The following is a 17,836-nucleotide window of genomic DNA, read 5'->3' as shown; positions in this document are numbered from 1 at the left end:
GGTCGGGGGAAGGGCGGACATGGTCACCAGTCGCGACGTGGCGAGGCTCGCCGGGGTCTCGCAGCCGACGGTGTCGCGCGCACTCACCGACCACCCCCGGGTCTCCGAGGCGACCAAGCGCAGGGTCCGCGAGGCGGCCCTGGCGCTGGGCTACTCGACCAACGCGATCGGGCGCGCGCTGTCGGTGGGCCGCTCGAACCGGATCGGGCTGGTCGTCGCCGACCTGGAGAACCAGTTCTACGCGAACATGATCGGCCCGATGCACCACGAGCTGGAGGCCCTCGGCCACGAGCTCGTGCTGGTCACCGAGTCGGCCGGGACCGCGCCGCTCCCCGAGCGGGTCGCCGCGCACGGCCTGGCCGGGGTGGTGCTGTCGACGACGACGGTGGACTCCATCCAGCCCGCCCGGCTGCGTGACCGCGGCGTGCCGTTCGTCTACCTGAACCGGACCGCGCCCAGCGTCGCCGCCGACGCGGTGACCGTGGACCCCGAGCAGGGCGTGCGCGAGGTGCTCGGGGAGGCCGTCCGCCTGGGCCACACCCGGATCGGGGCCATCTTCGGGCCGCGCAACACCAGTACCGGTGAGCTGCGCGAGCAGGTCGTCCGCACGGTGCTCGACGAGCACGGGCTGGCGCTCGCCCAGCGCGACGTCCTGCACGGCCCGTTCGACTTCGCGACCGGTCGCGAGGGGTTCCGCACGCTGCACGAGCGGGCCGGTGGTCCGACGCTGCTGCTGTGCGGCAACGACGTCGTCGCGCTCGGAGCGCTCGACGCGGCCGCGGAGGCCGGCGTCCCGGTGCCCGGTCACACCTCGGTGGTCGGCTTCGACGACCTGCCCACCTCACGCTGGGCCCTGGTCCGGCTCAGCACCGTCGCCTACGACCTCGACGAGGTCGCCCGGGAGTCCGCGCGTCTGGTCGTCGCCCGGCTGACCGACCCCGGGGCCGAGCCGCGGCACGTCGTGTACCCGACGCACTACGTCGCCCGCGCCACCGTGGCCGCGCCCCGGGCGTAGCCGCTCCCGTCGACGGAATCCCCGCGGGCCCTTGCCCGTTGGTTGTGCATACGCATACAGTCGTGGCACACGGAGCCGACAAGGAAGGACCACCATGACGCTCGACCCGGTCGCGTACGAGCCCTACAACGACCCGGACGACTTCATCCGCGAGGTGACCGACCGGATCTGGGTCCAGCGGGACGTGTCCTACATCGTCGACAACTACGAGCCGGACTCGATCGTGCACGGGGGTCTCGGCACCGTCGTCGGCCGCGACGGGGTGATCGAGGGCAGCCTGATGCGCATCGCAGGCACCCCGCAGCACGTCGGCCAGGCAGAGGACGTGGTGTGGGAGGCCCGCGGCGACGACGCGTTCCTGAGCTCGCACCTGGTCTTCTCCGCCGACGAGATCCTCGTCGACGGCGTCGTGAAGAGGATCCGCAAGCGCACCATCGCCAACTGCCTCTACCGGCGCGGCCGCATGGTGGAGGAGTGGGTGGTCCGCGACGAGCTCGCGAGCTGCCTGCAGCAGGGCATCGACCCGGCCGAGGCGGCCCGGGCGCAGCGGTTCCGCGGCTACCAGGGCTCGATGACCGAGCAGCCGCCCAAGGACGTGCTCGCCGTCGGCGACAGCGGGCCGCGGCCGGACGACTTCCGGCCCGAGTGCGAGATGGTGCTGGAGTTCCTCGAGGAGGTCTGGAACTCCCGGCGCTACCAGAAGGTCACCGACTACATGCACCGTGACCTGTTCCTGCACACCGTCGGGGACCAGACCGTCGTCCGTCCCGACGGCTACCAGCGCGACCTGCTCGCGCTCGTCGCACCGTTCCCGGACGCCCGGTTCGAGGTCCGCGACGTCCAGACCAACCACGCCGAGCGCTACGCCGGCCTGCGGATCGCGGTGACCTGGGTGATGCGCGGGACCTACCGCGGAACACCGGCGTTCGGTCCGCTCACCGGGGGCGAGGTGGAGCTGCTCGGCGTCTCGCAGTTCTTGGTCCAGGGCGGCCGCATCGTCAAGGAGGTCCGGGTGTTCGACGAGATCGCACTGCGCGCGCAGATCGACGCCGGCCGGACCGAGGCGTTCACCGACACCAACATCTACTGACCGGAGCACCGACATGCACGACACGGTGGTCAGCGCGGACGAGCTCGTCCGCCGCACCGTCCGGCACGCGGACTGGGTCCCGTGCAGGGCCGCGTTCATCGACTGCCGCACCCCCGGCTCGGACCGCAAGGACAACTACTCCTTCATCGGCCCCGGGGTCACGCAGAACGCGTCCCAGCACGTCAACCTCCGCGAGCCGCACGGCTTCAACGTCGGTGCGGCGGGCATGCCGCACGGCACCACGAACAGCCTGCACCTGCACTTCACCGCCGAGGTCTTCATCAACCTCGACGGCGACTACCAGCTGCGCTGGGGCCCGGACGGCACGCAGGGCACCTACCGCAGCGTCGACGGCGACATCGTCTCGGTCCCGCCGTGGATCTTCCGCGGCTTCACCAACGTCGGCGACGACGACGGCATCCTGCTCACCGTCCTGGGCCGCGACGACACCGGCGGCATCATCTGGGGCCCCACGGTCCTGGCCGAGGCCGCCGGTCACGGCCTGCACCTCACCGCCGACAACCGGCTCATCGACACCGTCGCCGGGGACCCGCTGCCCGACGACGTCGCGCTGATCCGGCCGATGGAGCAGGCCGAGATCGACCGGCTCGACGTCTACACCCCCGAGCAGTTCCGCGGCCGCGTGGTGCACGCCGCCGACCGGCCGTGGGTCGCCGAGCCCTTCCTGTGCTCGCGGCTGCCCGGCGGTGGCGCCGAGCTCGCCCCGGTCATCGGCTGGGGCACCGCGGAGAGCCGGGCCGCGGCACCGCGGCTCCTCGACCCGCACGGGTTCGCGCTGGCGTGGCTGCGCGCCCTGCCCGGGGACGGCGTGCTCACCCACCGGCACGACGCGACCCAGGTGCTGACGGTGAAGGCCGGGCACTGGGCGGTCACCGTCAACACCGGTGACGACGCGCGCACCGTCGAGCTCGGCCCGCGGGACACCCTCTCGGTGCCGCCCCGTGCCTGGCGGTCGATGACGGCGCTCGACGCCGACGACGGCCGGGCCGCCGCCCCCGGCACCGCGGAGCTGCTGGTGGTCACCGGTGGCGACGGCCGGGTCCGGCACGAGTGGGCGCGCGAGGTCGTGGCCGGTGCCCGTGACCGGGGCCGGGTCCTCGACGCCGACGGCTACCTCGCACCGGCCGCCGTGCTGGCGTTCGCGGCCGAGGACGACTGAGGGCGGCCGGGATGTCGGCGACGGGCCCCGTGGGGGCGGGACCGGCGGGGGAGCCCACGGTGCCCGTGGCGGTGGCGGGCCCCGGTGGACCGGTGACCGTGGCGGCGTGCCGGATCCCGGCGCGGATCGACGCGCCGGACCCGGCGGTCGCCGAGCGTGCGGTGCGCGAGGCCGTCGCCGCGGGCGCCCGGCTCGTCGTGCTGCCCGAGCTCACCGTCTGCGGCTACGCCTTCGCCGACGCCGCCGAGGCGCGGGCCGCCGCCGAGCCGCTCGACGGCCCGACCGTCAGGCGGTTCGCGGCGCTGTCCGCGGAGACGGGCTGCGTCGTCGTTGCTGGTCTGGCCGAGCTCGGTGCCGACGGCCGGGTGTACGACACCGCCGTCGTGGTCGAGGACGGCGTGCTGCGCGCGTCCTACCGCAAGGTCCACCTCTGGGACCGGGAGCGGGAGCTGTTCACCCCCGGTGACGCCCCGCCGCCGGTGGTGGCGACCGCGGCCGGCCGGGTCGCCCCGCTGGTCTGCTACGACCTGGAGTTCCCGGAGTGGGTCCGCCGGGCCGCAGAGGACGGCGCCGAGATCGTCGCGGCGCCGGTGAACTGGCCGTGGCGGCCGACCCCCGACGGGCAGGACCCGCTGGAGGTGGCGAAGGTCCGTGCCGTCGCGGGGACCTACCGGGTGCACGTCGTGGCCGCGGACCGGTGCGGCACCGAGCGCGGGGTCGCCTGGTTCGGGGCCGCGGTGGTCGCCGACGCCGACGGGAACCTGGTGGCCGGCCCCGGCGGGCCGCCGCCGGGGGAGCCCGGGCTCCTGACCGCCGTACTCGACCCGGCACGGGCGCGCGACAAGCACCTCACCGGGCACAACCACGTCCTGCGCGACCGCAGGCCCGAGCTGTACCGCGAGACTGCCCCCGACACCGAAGGAGCACCACCATGGCCGGCGTGACCTACGACGCGGTGACCCGCCGCTACCCGGGATCGCCCCGGGCGGCGGTGGACGCCCTCGACCTCGAGATCGCCGACGGCGAGTTCCTCGTCCTGGTGGGGCCGTCCGGCTGCGGCAAGACCACCTCGCTGCGGATGCTCGCCGGGCTGGAGGACGTCGACGGCGGCCACATCCGCATCGGCGAGCGCGACGTCACCGGGGTCGCGCCCAAGGAACGCGACATCGCCATGGTGTTCCAGAACTACGCGCTCTACCCGCACATGACCGTCGCCGACAACATGGGCTTCGCACTGAGGATGGCCGGCGTCGGACAGGCGGAGATCTCCCGCCGGGTCGCCGAGGCGGGCCGGATCCTGGACCTCGAGCAGTACCTCGGGCGACGGCCGAAGGCGCTGTCGGGCGGGCAGCGGCAGCGGGTCGCGATGGGCCGCGCGATCGTCCGTCAGCCGCAGGTCTTCCTCATGGACGAGCCGCTGTCGAACCTGGACGCCAAGCTGCGCGTGCAGACGCGCACCCAGATCGCGTCACTGCAGCGGCGCCTGGGCGTCACCACCGTCTACGTCACCCACGACCAGGTCGAGGCCATGACGATGGGGGACCGGGTCGCCGTGCTGCGCGACGGCGTGCTCCAGCAGTGCGCCGCCCCCGGTGAGCTCTACGACCGCCCGGCGAACGTCTTCGTCGCGGGCTTCATCGGCTCCCCGGCGATGAACCTGCTGGACCTGCCGGTGACCGGGGACGGCGTGGTGCTGGGCGGGGTCACCGTCCCGGTGCCGCGCTCGGTCCGCGACGACGCCGGGCACGCGGTCACCGTCGGCATCCGGCCCGAGGACCTGCGCCCGGCCGACGACGGCATCCCGGTCGAGGTCGACCTGGTCGAGGAGCTCGGCGCGGACGCCTACGTCTACGGCCGCGCCCGGATCGACGGTGCCGAGCACCCCCTGGTCGCCCGGGTCGACGGGCGCCGGCCACCGGCCCGGGGGACGGGGCTGCACCTCGTGCCGGACCCGGAGCGCACCCACCTGTTCGCCGCGGACGGGCGTCGGCTGGGCTGAACGACGGCCGCGGGCCGCCCGGGTGGACGAGGCGTCCCCGGGCGGGAACGCCGCCGATCGGCTCTGATGGCAGGGTGCGCACCGTCGGCTCCCACGTCATCGACCGCTTCGACGGCTGGATCTCCGGCCTGGGCACGACGTCGGGCCGCCGGATCGTCGTGGGCCACTGGCCGGACACGCCGCTGGGGTCGTTCACCGATGTCATGACCGAGTCCGCCGACGGGCACCGCACCCTGCTCGCCCCGAGCGAGGAGGTCGCCGCGTTCGTCGCGGCCACCTACACCTTCGACGAGGTCCGGATCGTGCCGGTGACCCACACCGCCCACGACGACCGGCGCCGGGTCGTCGCCGGTCCGCTGCAGGTCAGCTGGCGGGTCGGCGGGCGCCCGCCGCTCGGCCGGCTCCTGCGCGCGGTCCCCGGTGCGCTCGCGGTGCACCCGTGGTGGCTGCGGGCGATCGACCCGTTCGCCCGGCGGGTGCTGCCCGGGGTGCGGACCGTCGGCACCGCGGGCAACGGCCGTCGCGAGTACTACGGGGCCCGTGACCTGCACCGGGTCCTCGCCGCCTCGGCCCGCTGGGACGACGGCGACTGCGGCGCGCTCGCCCCGGTCGCACCGCCGGTCCGGTTCGGGTTCGGCTCGGCGCCCGCCACGCCGTCGCACGTGCGGATCACCACCCTGGTCGAGCGCTCCTTGACGTGACCGGTGGCCGCCACCGATGGTGGCTCACGACAACCGAAGACGGCGAGCGGGAACTAGGAAGCCGGTGCGAGTCCGGCGCGGTCCCGCCACTGTGACCCCCTGGCCGCTGCAAGGGGGAGCCAGACACTGCGCCCGCCCGCCGCGCCGCCCCACCCGGGACGAGGAATCCCGAGGAAGGTACGTCGATGACGCGCGCCCACACCGCCCCCGGAGCCGTCCGGTGATCCTGCTGCTGTCCACCTCGGACACCGACCTCCTCTCGGCCCGGTCCTCGGGCGCGGACTACCGCCTCGCGAACCCGAACCGGGTCACCCACGACGAGCTCGCGGAGATGGCCGACGCCGCCGCCGTCGTCGTCGTCCGCGTCCTCGGCGGGTACCGCTACTTCGAGGAGGGGCTGGACCTGCTGCGGGCCCGCGCGACGCCGCTGGTCTGCCTGGGCGGGGAGATGGCCCCGGACGCGGAGATGATGGAGCTGTCCTCGGTGCCCGCGGGCGTCGCGGCCGAGGCCCACACCTACCTGGCCCAGGGCGGCACCGAGAACCTGGCGCAGCTGCACGCGTTCCTCTCCGACGCGGTGCTGCTCACCGGCGAGGGCTTCGCGCCGCCGGTGGAGCTGCCCGAGTGGGGCGAGCTGTCGCTGCCCGACACGGAGGTCGACGGGCCGACGGTGGCGGTGCTGTTCTACCGCGCCCAGTTCCTGGCCGGGAACACCCGCTACATCGAGGCGCTCTGCGAGCAGATCGCGGCGAAGGGCGCCCGCGCGCTGCCGATCTGGTGCGCGTCGCTGCGCCAGGCCCCGGCCGCGCTCCTGGAGCGGCTGCGCGAGGCCGACGCCATGGTCGTCACCGTGCTCGCCGCGGGCGGCACCAAGCCCGCGAGCGCCCAGGCCGGCGGTGAGGACGAGGAGTGGGACGTCACCGAGCTGGCCGCGCTCGACGTCCCGATCCTGCAGGGCCTGTGCCTGACCAGCTCCCGCGCCACCTGGGAGGCCAACGACGACGGGATGTCCCCGCTCGACGTCGCCACCCAGGTCGCCGTGCCGGAGTTCGACGGCCGGCTGATCACCGTCCCGTTCTCGTTCAAGGAGACCGACGCCGACGGCCTGTCGGTCTACGTCCCCGACGACGAGCGGGCCGCCCGGGTCGCCGGGATCGCGGTGAGGCACGCGACGCTGCGCCGCGTCCCGAACGCCGACAAGAAGATCGTGCTGATGCTGTCGGCGTACCCGACCAAGCACGCGCGGATCGGCAACGCGGTCGGGCTGGACACGCCGGCGTCGACGGTGGCGCTGCTGCGGACGATGGCCGCGGCGGGCTACGCGGTCGCCACCGAGGGCGAGGCGGCGTTCCCGGGCGTCGAGGCCGGCGACGGCGACGCGCTCATGCACGCCCTGATCGAGGCCGGCGGGCAGGACCCGGACTGGCTGACCGAGGACAAGCTCGCCGGCAACCCGGTCCGGATCTCCGCCGCGACGTACCGCAGCTGGTTCGACACGCTGCCCGAGGACTTCCGGTCCGGGGTCGAGGAGCACTGGGGCGAGGCGCCGGGCGAGCACTACGTCGACCGCTCGCAGAACCCGGACGGCGACATCGTCGTCGCAGCGCTGCGCCGCGGCAACGTCACGCTGATCGTGCAGCCGCCCCGCGGGTTCGGGGAGAACCCGGTCGCGATCTACCACGACCCGGACCTGCCGCCGTCGCACCACTACCTGGGCGCCTACCGCTGGCTGGCCGCGCCCGAGTCCGAGGGCGGGTTCGGTGCGCACGCGATCGTGCACATCGGCAAGCACGGCAACCTGGAGTGGCTGCCCGGCAAGACGCTGGGCATGTCGGCGTCCTGCGGCACCGACGCCGTCCTCGGCGACCTGCCGCTGGTCTACCCGTTCCTCGTCAACGACCCGGGGGAGGGCACCCAGGCCAAGCGCCGGGCGCACGCCACCCTGGTCGACCACCTCATCCCGCCGATGGCGCGCGCCGAGTCCTACGGCGACATCGCCCGGCTGGAGCAGCTGCTCGACGAGCACGCCAACATCTCCGCACTCGACCCGGCGAAGCTGCCCGCGATCCGCCAGCAGATCTGGACGCTGATGACCGCGGCCCAGATGCACCAGGACCTCGGGCTGGAGCAGCGCCCCGACGAGGACGTCTTCGACGACATGCTGATGCACGTCGACGGCTGGCTCTGCGAGATCAAGGACGTCCAGATCCGCGACGGCCTGCACGTGCTCGCCCAGGCACCGGCCGGGGAGCAGCGCGTCGACCTGGTCCTCGCGGTGCTGCGCGCCCGGCAGATGTGGGGCGGCGAGCAGTCCGTGCCGGGTCTGCGCCAGGCGCTCGGCCTGGTCGAGGACGGCTCGGAGACCAACACCCGCACCGACACCGTCGAGCGGGTCGCCCGCGCGCTGGTCGCCGGGATGGAGGCCCGCGGGTGGGACTCCTCGGCGGCACCGGAGGTCGTCGCCGGGGCCGAGGCGCTGCCGGGCGCGGACCTGTCCGCCGTCGAGGCCGTGCTGCGCTTCGCCGCCGACGAGGTCGTGCCCCGGCTCGACGCCACCGCGCACGAGCTGGACCGGGTGCTGCACGCCCTCGACGGCGGGTTCATCCCGGCCGGCCCGTCCGGTTCGCCGTTGCGGGGGCTGGTCAACGTGCTCCCGACCGGGCGGAACTTCTACTCGGTCGACCCGAAGGCCGTCCCGTCGAAGCTGGCCTGGGAGACCGGGCAGGCGATGGCCGAGTCGCTGGTCGAGCGCTACCGGGCCGACCACGGCGAGTACCCGCGCAGCGTCGGCCTGTCGGTGTGGGGGACCAGCGCGATGCGGACCTCCGGCGACGACGTCGCCGAGGTGTTCGCCCTGCTCGGCGTCCGCCCGGTGTGGGACGACGCGAGCCGTCGCGTGCGCAGCCTGGAGGTCATCGACCTCGCCGAGCTCGGCCGCCCGCGCGTCGACGTCACGGTCCGGATCTCGGGGTTCTTCCGCGACGCGTTCCCGCACGTCCTGGCCCTGCTCGACGACGCGGTGAAGCTGGTCTCCGAGCTCGACGAGACCCCGGAGCAGAACTACGTCCGCGCCCACGTCGACGCCGACCGCGAGCGCACCGGCGACGACCGCCGCGCCCGCACCCGGATCTTCGGCTCCAAGCCGGGTACCTACGGCGCCGGGCTGCTCCAGCTCGTCGACTCCCGCGACTGGCGCGGCGACGCCGACCTCGCCGAGGTCTACTCCACCTGGGGCGGCTACGCCTACGGCCGCGGCCTCGACGGCGTCCCCGCGCGGGACGACATGGAGAACGCCTACCGGCGGATCGCGGTGGCGGCGAAGAACATCGACACCCGCGAGCACGACATCGCCGACTCCGACGACTACTACCAGTACCACGGCGGCATGGTCGCCACGGTGCGCGCGCTGACCGGTACCGCGCCGGCCGCGTACGTCGGGGACTCGACCCGTCCGGAGGCGGTGCGCACCCGCAGCCTGCACGAGGAGACCGCCCGGGTCTTCCGTGCCCGCGTGGTCAACCCGCGCTGGATCGCCGCGATGCGTCGGCACGGCTACAAGGGCGCGTTCGAGATGGCCGCGACCGTCGACTACCTGTTCGGCTGGGACGCCACCACCGGCGTCATCGCGGACTGGCAGTACGAGACGCTGACCGCCGAGTACGTGCTGGACCCGGACAACCGGAAGTTCCTCGCCGAGTCCAACCCGTGGGCGCTGCACGGCATGGCCGAGCGGCTGCTGGAGGCCGTCGACCGCGGTCTCTGGGAGAGCCCGGAGAAGGCGACCCTGGACGCGCTGCGGCAGGCCTACCTGGAGTCCGAGGGCGACATCGAGGGCGACGGCTGAGCCGCGGGACCCTCCGGTCTTGACACCGATGGTTTCCCAGGAACATATTTCCTGGGAAATCATCGGTCGACCGTCGCCAGCCCCGGAGGACCCCCGTGCCCGACCCCGAGCCCACCGCCCGGCCCCGCTACGGCCGTGACGAGCCCTACGAGGTCTTCGAGATCGACGACCTCACGCTCGACTGCGGGCGGACGCTGCGCCCGGCCCGGATCGCCTACCGCACCTACGGCGAGCTGAACGCGGCCAAGGACAACGCGATCGTCTACCCGACCTGGTACTCCGGGCGGCACTGGGACAACGAGTGGCTGATCGGTGAGGGGATGGCGCTCGACCCGGACCGCTGGTTCGTCATCGTGCCGAACATGCTGGGCAACGGGCTGTCCACCTCGCCGTCGAACGCCCCGGTGCCGCACGACGGCCCGTCGTTCCCGCCGATCCGGGTGCGCGACAACGTCGAGGCCCAGTACCGGCTCGTCACCGAGCACTTCGGGATCCGCACCCTGCCGCTGGTGCTCGGGTGGTCGATGGGCGCGGGCCAGACCTACCAGTGGGCGGTCAGCCACCCCGAGATGGTGCAGCGCATCCTGCCGTTCTGCGGGTCGCCGCGGACCGCGCCGCACAACCAGGTGTTCCTCGACTCGCTGCGTGCCGCGCTCATGGCCGCGGTCGGGTTCGACGGCGGCCGCTACACGGTCCCGCCGGCGCAGGGGCTGCGCGCGTTCGCCCGGATCTACGCCGGCTGGGGCTTCTCCCAGGCGTTCTACCTGGAGGAGGAGTGGCGCCGGCTGGGCAACACCTCGCTGGAGGACTTCGTCGTCGACTTCTGGGAGGGCTTCTTCCTCGACGGTCGTGACCCGAACAACCTGCTGACCATGCTCGACACCTGGTGGCACGGCGACGTCGGCGCGACCCCGGGCGCCGGCTCGACCGAGGAGGCGCTGGCCTCGATCCGGGCGACGGCGATCGTGATGCCCGCGGAGAAGGACCTGTACTTCCCGCCCGAGGACGAGGCCTGGGCGGTGTCGCACATGCGGGACGGCACCGAGCTGCGGGTGATCCCCGGGGTGTGGGGACACTTCGCCGGCGGCGGGAAGAACCCGGTCGACACCGCCTTCATCGACGCCGCGGTCGCCGAGCTGCTCGCCCGCCCGTCCGGGATCTGAGGCCGGGGCTCAGGGCTCCGGCACCCGCGTCCGCGACGCGGTCAGCGCACCGGCGACCGCGGGCACCGCGACCACGACCAGCAGCACCGGCAGCGCGACGGCCGGTGACACCAGCGCCACCAGCAGCGCACCGCCCAGGCCGACGAACGTCGCCGTCGCGAGCTGGTCGAGCAGCTGCGCCGCCGAGGAGTGCGAGCCGACGTCGTGGGCGTCGGAGTGGGCGAGGGTCAGGTAGGCGATCGCGGAGAACGCCACGCCCATCCCGAGCCCGGACACGCCCCAGAACCCGACGGCGAGCCAGCCCGGCAGCAGCCCCGCGGCGACCGGGACCAGCGCGACCTGGCCCGCGGCGATCGTCGCGAACCCGGCGCGCAGCATCACCGAGCGGTCGGCGTCGGGCCGTCGGGCCTGCCAGGCGGCGGCCGCCGACCAGCCCAGCGACGCGACGATCAGCGGCGTCCCGGCGGCGGTCAGCGACCAGCCGTGCGTCGCGGTGAGCACCAGCGGCAGGAACGACACGACCGGGAAGAACGCCGCGGCGACCAGGCCACGGGCCGCGACGACCGCGGCGATGCCCGGGCGCGCGAGGACGGTCCCGCGGGGCAGCAGCCTGCGCAGCGAGGGCACCAGCACCACGACGGCGACGACGCCGGCCACCGCGCCGCCGGGGTCGAGGTTCTCCAGCGCCCAGCTCAGCCCGGCGACACCGACCGCGGCACCGAGCGCCGCGGGCACCAGGCCCGCCCCGTGGCCGCCCGTCGCCGGTCCGGCGGGCGGTCGCAGGACGCGCACCACCGGGGCGATCAGCACCAGGGCCAGCCCCACCACCGGCAGCAGCCCCAGGAAGACCCAGTGCCAGGACAGGCGCTCGGTCACCAGCCCGGCCAGCGGGGGACCGACGAGCGCGGGCAGCACCCACGCCGAGGAGATCAGCCCGAACACCACCGGGCGCTGCCGCGAGGGGTACACCTCGGCGACGAGCACGTACACCGCGACGCCCTGGGCCCCCGCGCCCAGTCCCTGCAGGACCCGGCCGGCGAGGAGCCCGGTCATCGTCGTCGCGAACCCGGCGACCAGCAGGCCCGCCCCGAACAGGACCGGCGCGGCGACGAGCGGCACCCGGGGGCCCCGGACGTCGCACCAGCGGCCGCCGGCGACGGTGCCGAAGACCGCCGCGGCCAGGAACAGCACGAACGGCCAGGCGTAGCGGGCGACCCCGCCCAGGTCAGCGACGACGGCGGGCATCGCGGTCCCCACGCCCATCGCCTCGAACGCGGTCAGGCTGATCAGCAGCAGGATCCCGACGGTCGTCGGCGCGCGGCCCTGGGACCAGACACCCGCCCCGTCCGTCCGCGCCTCGACCACGGCGCCACCCTGCTCCCTGAACCCCGGTGCAGGTCAAGTCGATTCAGTGATCACCTTTCGTGATCAACAAACACGCTCCGTGTTTCCGGCTCGCGCAATCGGGTATACCGCGCTATGACCGACATCACAACGATCATCGTCGTCGCCGTGGTGGTGATCGTCGTCGCCATACTCGCCGTGGTCGCCGCGACGATGCTGCGCCGTCGTCGATCCGCCGAGCTCCGTGACCAGTTCGGACCCGAGTACGAGCGCACCGTGCGCGACGCGGACGACCCCCGCGACGCGGAGAAAGAGCTCGCCGAGCGCCGCAAGCGCCACGACGCGCTGACCTTGCGATCCCTCGACCCGCAGGAGCGTGACGGCTACCGCCGCCGGTGGCAGCAGGTGCAGGAGGGCTTCGTCGACGACCCGTCCCGGGCGGTGCACGACGCCGACGCGCTCGTCGCCGACGTCATGGCGGCCCGCGGGTACCCCGCCGAGGACGTCGACCGCCGCGAGGAGGACCTGTCCGTCGCCTACCCGGTCGTCACGCAGCGCTACCGCGAGGCACGGGCGATCTCCCGTGAGCACTCCGCCGGGCGAGCTGGGACCGAGGACCTCCGGCACGCGGTGACGAGCTACCGCGCACTGATCGACGCCCTGCTCGACGACGGCGACGGCACCGGTTCCGGCGGCCGTCCCGAGAACGACGGCCGCCACCGCCAGGGCGGACCGGACCAGGACACCCGACGGGAGACCACGGCATGAGCGAGCACCAGGGCAGCAGCAAGGCGGCCCGACTGGCCGACTCGATCAAGGACGCGTTCACCGGCCGCAGCGAGGACGAGCGCGACGCCGGCTGGGAGCGCCGCGAGGCGGCGGGCACCGCAGAGCAGGACGCGGGCGTCCCGGGTCAGCGCCACGGCGACCCGGACGCCCCGCCGCTGGCGGGCCCCGGGGCCGGGCCGGGGGACGCCCCCGGCGGACGACTGGCCGAGGACCGTACGGCCGGCGGGGACCCGCGGGCCGCGCGTGCCGGTGACCCCGGTGGCGACCCGCGTGCCGGTGACCCCCGCAGTGCCGACCCCCGCGGCGCCGACCCGCTCGGCGCCGACCCGGGTGCCGGTGGGCCCCGCGGCGCGGACCCCCGGGACGGCGACCCGCGCGGTGGAGACCTCCGAGGTGGGGACCCGCGGGGTGGGGACCCGCGGGGCGGCGACCTGCGCGGTGGGGACCCGCGGGGCGGCGACCTGCGTGGTGGCGACATGGCGGGCGGGGACCCGCGTGGTGCCGACCCGCGCGCCGGTGACCTCGCCGGTGGTGCCCCACGGACCGGCGATCCGCGTGCGGGCGATCTGCCGGGTGGTGACCCGCGCGGTGCCGATCCCCGTGGCGGGCACCTGCCCGGCGGCGACCCCCACGGCGGCCCGGGCGCACCGGGTGCCGACCCCCGCGACGCCGGCCCGGCCGGACGACGCGACACGCTCGGTGACCCCGCGGCGGCGGGCGGCCGGGGACCGGCCGACGCGGGCGGGGTCCCGCCCGGCGGCGGTGTCGGGACCGGCGCACCGGGGACCGGCGCACCGCCCCGCGACGCGGCGCCCGGCTCCGCGGGCGGCGCCGGGACCACCCCGGCCGCAGGCGGGACCGCGGCCGGCGTGGCCGCCGCGGCGACCACCCGTGGCGCACCCGTCCGGGAGGACGGCGCGACCGGCGGCCGTCACCACGACGCGACACCGGACCGCGGGCACGACGACCTGCGCGACCCCGGTGACCCGCGGGGCGGCGCGACCGGACCGGGGGCCGACCCGGCGGCGACCGACCCCGCCACCGGCGGCTCGTCGCTGCTCCCGGCCGACCGGGCCCGCGAGTACCAGGACCGCTGGTCGACGCTGAAGGGCGAGTTCGTCGACGAGCCCCGCCGCGCCGTCCACGGGGCGAACGCGCTGGTGGGGGAGATCCTCGACGAGATGGAGTCGCTGTTCCGTCGTCAGCGCGACGACCTGGAGGCCCAGTTCTCCCGCGACGACGCCTCGACCGAGGACCTGCGCCAGGCGCTCACCCGCTACCGCGAGTTCTTCGACCGCCTGCTGTCCCTCTAGCGCCCCCGAACCCGCGCCGCACGGCTCCGGCCGTGCCGCGCGGGTTCGGCGCCGTGCCGCGTGCGTTCCGGTCGCGCCGCAACGGTGCCGACCGCGTCGCACAGGTTCCGGCAGCGCCGCACAGGTACACGGTGCGCCGCACGGGTTCCTCCCTGTGCGGCGCATCCGGAACCTGTGCGGCGTCCGGCTGCGCGGGTCGTGCCGCCGGACCGGGTCGCAGGAGCGAGCCCGGCCACGCCCGCCGGGGCTCAGCCCAGGGCGGGGACGATCGCCTCGACCAGGTGCGGGCCCGGCTCGGCCTGCGCCCGCCGCAGCGCGTCGAGCAGTCCCTCGGTGGTGGTGACCCGCTCGGCGGGCACCCCGAGCCCGGTCGCCAGTGCGGTGAAGTCCGGCGTCGGGTCGGACAGGTCCAGCATCCGGCCCGCCCGCCCGGAGTGCGCCGCCTCCCCGGCCCCGGTGCGGGCCAGCTCCACCCGCAGGATCGAGTACGCCGCGTTGTTGATCAGCACGACGGTGACGTCGAGCCGTTCGCGGGCCATCGTCCACAGCGCCTGGGCGGTGTAGAGCGCGCTGCCGTCGGCCTGCACCGCCACCACCGGACGGTCCGGCGCGGCGACCGCGGCACCCACCGCGGCGGGCAGCCCCATCCCGATCGCACCGCCGGTCAGCGCGATCTGGGTGTGCCGCGGCGCGGTCTGCAACGACATCGCCAGCGACGCCGCCGCCGTCAGCGCCTCGTCGACCAAGATCGCGTCCTGCGGCAGCGTCGCGGCGACGGCGGCGCACAGCCCCCGCACGTCGAGCGCGCCCGGCGCGGGCTCCGGCGCCTCGTGCGGGGCGAGCGCGGGAGCCGCGTCGCCGGCGACGACGTCGGCGAGGGTCTCCAGCGCGGCCGTCGCGTCGGTCGCCGGGTCGGCGAGCCCCACCACGGCGGCACCCTCGGGCACCAGGTCCCCGGGCACGCCCGGGTAGCCGAAGAACGACACCGGCGACCGCGCCCCGGCCAGCACCAGCGACGACGTGCCGTCCAGCTGCTCGATCGCCTGCTCGGCGAAGTAGGCGAGCTTGTCGATGCGGGTCCGGCCGGCGCCGGTCTCCCAGCACCGGGGGAAGGTCTCGACCAGCAGCCGGGCCCCGGTGGCCGCGGCGATCCGCCCGGCGGCGTCGACGCCCGCCGCGCTCAGTGCGGGCCCGCCCAGCAGCAGCGTCGCGCCGGGCGCGCGGACGGCGTCGGCGGCCGCGGCGACCCGCGAGGGGTCCGGCGGGAACGGTCCGGCGACCGGCAGCGGCGGGGCGGGCGACGCGCCCTCCGACCAGGACACGTCGGCCGGCAGCACCAGCGTCGCGACCTGCCCGCCGCGCTCGCCGGTCGCGGCGAGGGCGCGCATCGCGTCGGCGGCGACGTCGCGCACGTCGCCGCTGGTGTGCACCCACCCGGACACGGTCCGCGCCACCGCGGTGATGTCGGACTCCAGCGGCGCGTCGAAGCGGACGTGGTCGGTCGCGTGCCCGCCGACCACGCACAGCAGCGGCGTCCCGGCCCGGCGCGCGTTGTGCAGGTTCGCCAGCCCGTTGCCCAGCCCCGGCCCGAGGTGCAGCAGCACCGCCGCCGGCTTCCCGGCGATGCGCGCGTAGGCGTCGGCGGCGCCGGTCGCGACGCCCTCGAACAGGGCCAGCACCCCGCGCATCTCCGGCACCGCGTCGAGCGCCTGCACGAAGTGCATCTCCGAGGTCCCCGGGTTCATGAAGCACACGTCGACACCGGCCGCGGTGAGCGACCCGACCAGCGCCTCGGCGCCCCTCACGACCGGTTCCCGATCTCTACGGTCCACATGGTCGGTGAGTCCACACGATGTGACGCGTGCCCGCAGGACCCGGGTTCGAGTTGCGGCCCGCAGCGCCAGGACGCGGAATGAGGGACTGTGAGCGACGACCGCACCGCGCCCGAGGCGTACACCCCCGACCCGCGACGCTGGCGGGCGCTGTCGGTCTGCCTGGTCGCCGGGTTCATGAGCCTGCTCGACGTCAGCATCGTCAACGTCGCGCTGCCGGCCATGCAGGCCGGTCTGCGGGCCTCGGCCGCGCAGCTGTCGTGGATCGTGTCCGGCTACGCGCTCACCTTCGGTCTCGTCCTGGTCGCCGCCGGCCGTCTCGGCGACGACCGCGGCCGCCGTCGCATGTTCGTCACCGGCCTCGCCCTGTTCACCCTGACCAGCGCGGTCGCCGGGTTCGCGCCGAACCCGGAGGTGCTCGTCGCGGTCCGGCTGGTGCAGGGCGTCGCGGCCGGGCTGCTGTCCCCGCAGGTCGTCGGGTTCATCCAGGACCTGTTCCGCGGCCCGGAGCGGGGCTCCGCGTTCGGCATGTTCGGCGCCGTCGTCGGGATCTCCACCGCGGTCGGCCCGCTGCTCGGCGGGCTGCTGCTGGCCTGGGCCGGCGACGCCGACGGCTGGCGCTGGGTCTTCTTCGTCAACATCCCGATCGGCGTCGCGGCGCTGGTCGCGGCGTTCCGGCTGCTGCCCGCCGACACCGTGACCACGGGGGAGCGGCGCCCGCTGGACCTGGGCGGCTCGGTGCTGCTCGGCGTCGCCGTCGTCGCGCTGATGCTGCCGCTGGTGCTCGCCGAGCGGGACCCGGCGTCGGCGCCGTGGTGGTTGGTCGCGGTCTCGGTCGCGGCACTGGTGGCGTTCGTGGCCTGGGAGCGGCGGGCCAAGCGCGTCCACGGCCACCCGCTGATCGACTTCGCGCTGCTGCGGACCCGCAGCTACGCCGTCGGCACCACGCTCGGCTCGATCTACTTCGCCGGGTTCACCTCGATCTTCTTCGTGCTCACCCTCTACCTGCAGAACGGGCTGGGCTACACCCCGCTGCAGACCGGCCTCACGCTCACGGCGTTCGCGCTCGGGTCCGCGGTCACCTCCGCGCTCAGCGGGCGCCTGGTGGCCCGGTTCGGGCAGCCGATGATCGTCGTCGGGCTGGCGACGGTGATGGTCGGGCTCGGCTTCACCGACCTCGTCCTGGCCGCGACCGCGCACAGCCCGTGGACCGGGCTCGCGATCGCCGGGCCGCTGCTGCTCGCCGGGGCGGGCGGCGGGCTGGTGATCGCACCGAACCAGACCCTCGCGCTGTCGGAGATCCCGCACACCTCCGGCGGCACCGCGGGCGGGGTGCTGCAGACCGGGCAGCGGATCGGGACGGCAATCGGGCTGTCCGCGGTCGGCGCGGTGTTCTTCGGCAGGCTCACCGCGTCCGGCGGGGACTGGGCGGACGCCATCTCGCACGGCCTGCTGATCACCGTCGGGCTGGTGGCGCTGGCCCTCGTGCTCGGGATCACCGACCTGGTCGCGGCCCGGCGCACCCGCGGACGGGGCACGCCGGTGACCGCGACCGGCGGACGGTAG

General features: G+C 75.0%; 13 protein-coding genes and 1 riboswitch. Of the genes, 11 read left to right on the top strand and 2 right to left on the bottom strand.

The features are described from left to right. Positions 1-19: 19 nt before the first annotated feature. The 8 genes from DMP17_RS14905 (at position 20) to DMP17_RS14870 (ending at position 10,992) form a co-directional block, all read left to right on the top strand. Positions 20-1,015, top strand: a complete 996-nt coding sequence (locus tag DMP17_RS14905; RefSeq protein ID WP_337829845.1) for a LacI family DNA-binding transcriptional regulator — start codon at positions 20-22, stop codon at positions 1,013-1,015. A gap of 94 nt (positions 1,016-1,109) precedes the next feature. Further along, complete coding sequence (locus tag DMP17_RS14900; RefSeq protein ID WP_226356419.1) at positions 1,110-2,105, top strand: nuclear transport factor 2 family protein; 996 nt, start codon at positions 1,110-1,112, stop codon at positions 2,103-2,105. A gap of 13 nt (positions 2,106-2,118) precedes the next feature. Continuing rightward, entirely contained in the window at positions 2,119-3,285 is a 1,167-nt protein-coding gene (locus DMP17_RS14895; protein ID WP_337829844.1) for a hypothetical protein, read from the top strand. Positions 3,286-3,344: 59 nt separating this feature from the next. Beyond that, the gene (locus DMP17_RS14890; RefSeq protein WP_337829843.1) at positions 3,345-4,229 is read left to right on the top strand and encodes a nitrilase-related carbon-nitrogen hydrolase; all 885 of its coding nucleotides are present in this window, start codon (positions 3,345-3,347) and stop codon (positions 4,227-4,229) included. Continuing rightward, positions 4,217-5,284, top strand: coding sequence for an ABC transporter ATP-binding protein (locus DMP17_RS14885; RefSeq protein ID WP_337829842.1), 1,068 nt, complete (start codon positions 4,217-4,219; stop codon positions 5,282-5,284). Before DMP17_RS14890 ends, DMP17_RS14885 begins: the two co-directional genes overlap by 13 nt. A 74-nt stretch (positions 5,285-5,358) precedes the next feature. Continuing rightward, on the top strand, positions 5,359-5,985 hold the full coding sequence (locus DMP17_RS14880) for a hypothetical protein (RefSeq protein ID WP_337829841.1): 627 nt from the start codon (positions 5,359-5,361) through the stop codon (positions 5,983-5,985). Between the two features lie 18 nt (positions 5,986-6,003). After that, positions 6,004-6,118: riboswitch (cobalamin riboswitch) on the top strand. Positions 6,119-6,205: 87 nt separating this feature from the next. Further along, complete coding sequence (gene cobN, locus DMP17_RS14875; RefSeq protein WP_337829840.1) at positions 6,206-9,829, top strand: cobaltochelatase subunit CobN; 3,624 nt, start codon at positions 6,206-6,208, stop codon at positions 9,827-9,829. Positions 9,830-9,924: 95 nt separating this feature from the next. Then, positions 9,925-10,992 carry an alpha/beta fold hydrolase gene (locus tag DMP17_RS14870; protein ID WP_337829839.1) on the top strand — a complete coding sequence of 356 codons (1,068 nt, stop codon included), beginning with the start codon at positions 9,925-9,927 and terminating at the stop codon, positions 10,990-10,992. A 9-nt stretch (positions 10,993-11,001) separates the two neighbouring features. Here DMP17_RS14870 and DMP17_RS14865 read toward each other — a convergent pair whose 3' ends face one another. Then, positions 11,002-12,357, bottom strand: coding sequence for an MFS transporter (locus DMP17_RS14865; protein ID WP_337829838.1), 1,356 nt, complete (start codon positions 12,355-12,357; stop codon positions 11,002-11,004). Between the two features lie 114 nt (positions 12,358-12,471). On the opposite strand from DMP17_RS14865, the gene DMP17_RS14860 reads away from it, so the two are divergent. Together DMP17_RS14860 and DMP17_RS14855 are read left to right on the top strand one after the other, a co-directional pair. Next, the gene (locus DMP17_RS14860; protein ID WP_226356427.1) at positions 12,472-13,104 is read left to right on the top strand and encodes a hypothetical protein; all 633 of its coding nucleotides are present in this window, start codon (positions 12,472-12,474) and stop codon (positions 13,102-13,104) included. Then, complete coding sequence (locus tag DMP17_RS14855) at positions 13,101-14,438, top strand: hypothetical protein (RefSeq protein WP_337829837.1); 1,338 nt, start codon at positions 13,101-13,103, stop codon at positions 14,436-14,438. Before DMP17_RS14860 ends, DMP17_RS14855 begins: the two co-directional genes overlap by 4 nt. 248 nt (positions 14,439-14,686) lie before the next feature. Here the strand turns inward: DMP17_RS14855 and DMP17_RS14850 are convergent, their stop codons facing one another. Next, positions 14,687-16,243: an acetolactate synthase large subunit gene (locus DMP17_RS14850; RefSeq protein WP_337829836.1), complete on the bottom strand. Its 1,557-nt coding sequence runs from the start codon at positions 16,241-16,243 to the stop codon at positions 14,687-14,689. 117 nt (positions 16,244-16,360) lie between these two features. On the opposite strand from DMP17_RS14850, the gene DMP17_RS14845 reads away from it, so the two are divergent. Beyond that, positions 16,361-17,836 (top strand): MFS transporter, encoded by a 1,476-nt coding sequence (locus DMP17_RS14845; protein WP_337829835.1) that lies wholly within the window; start codon positions 16,361-16,363, stop codon positions 17,834-17,836.

Source organism: Pseudonocardia sp. TMWB2A, assembly GCF_017312135.1.
The sequence above is the reverse complement of the archived record's forward strand: the minus strand, read 5'-3'. Positions and strand labels throughout refer to the sequence as shown.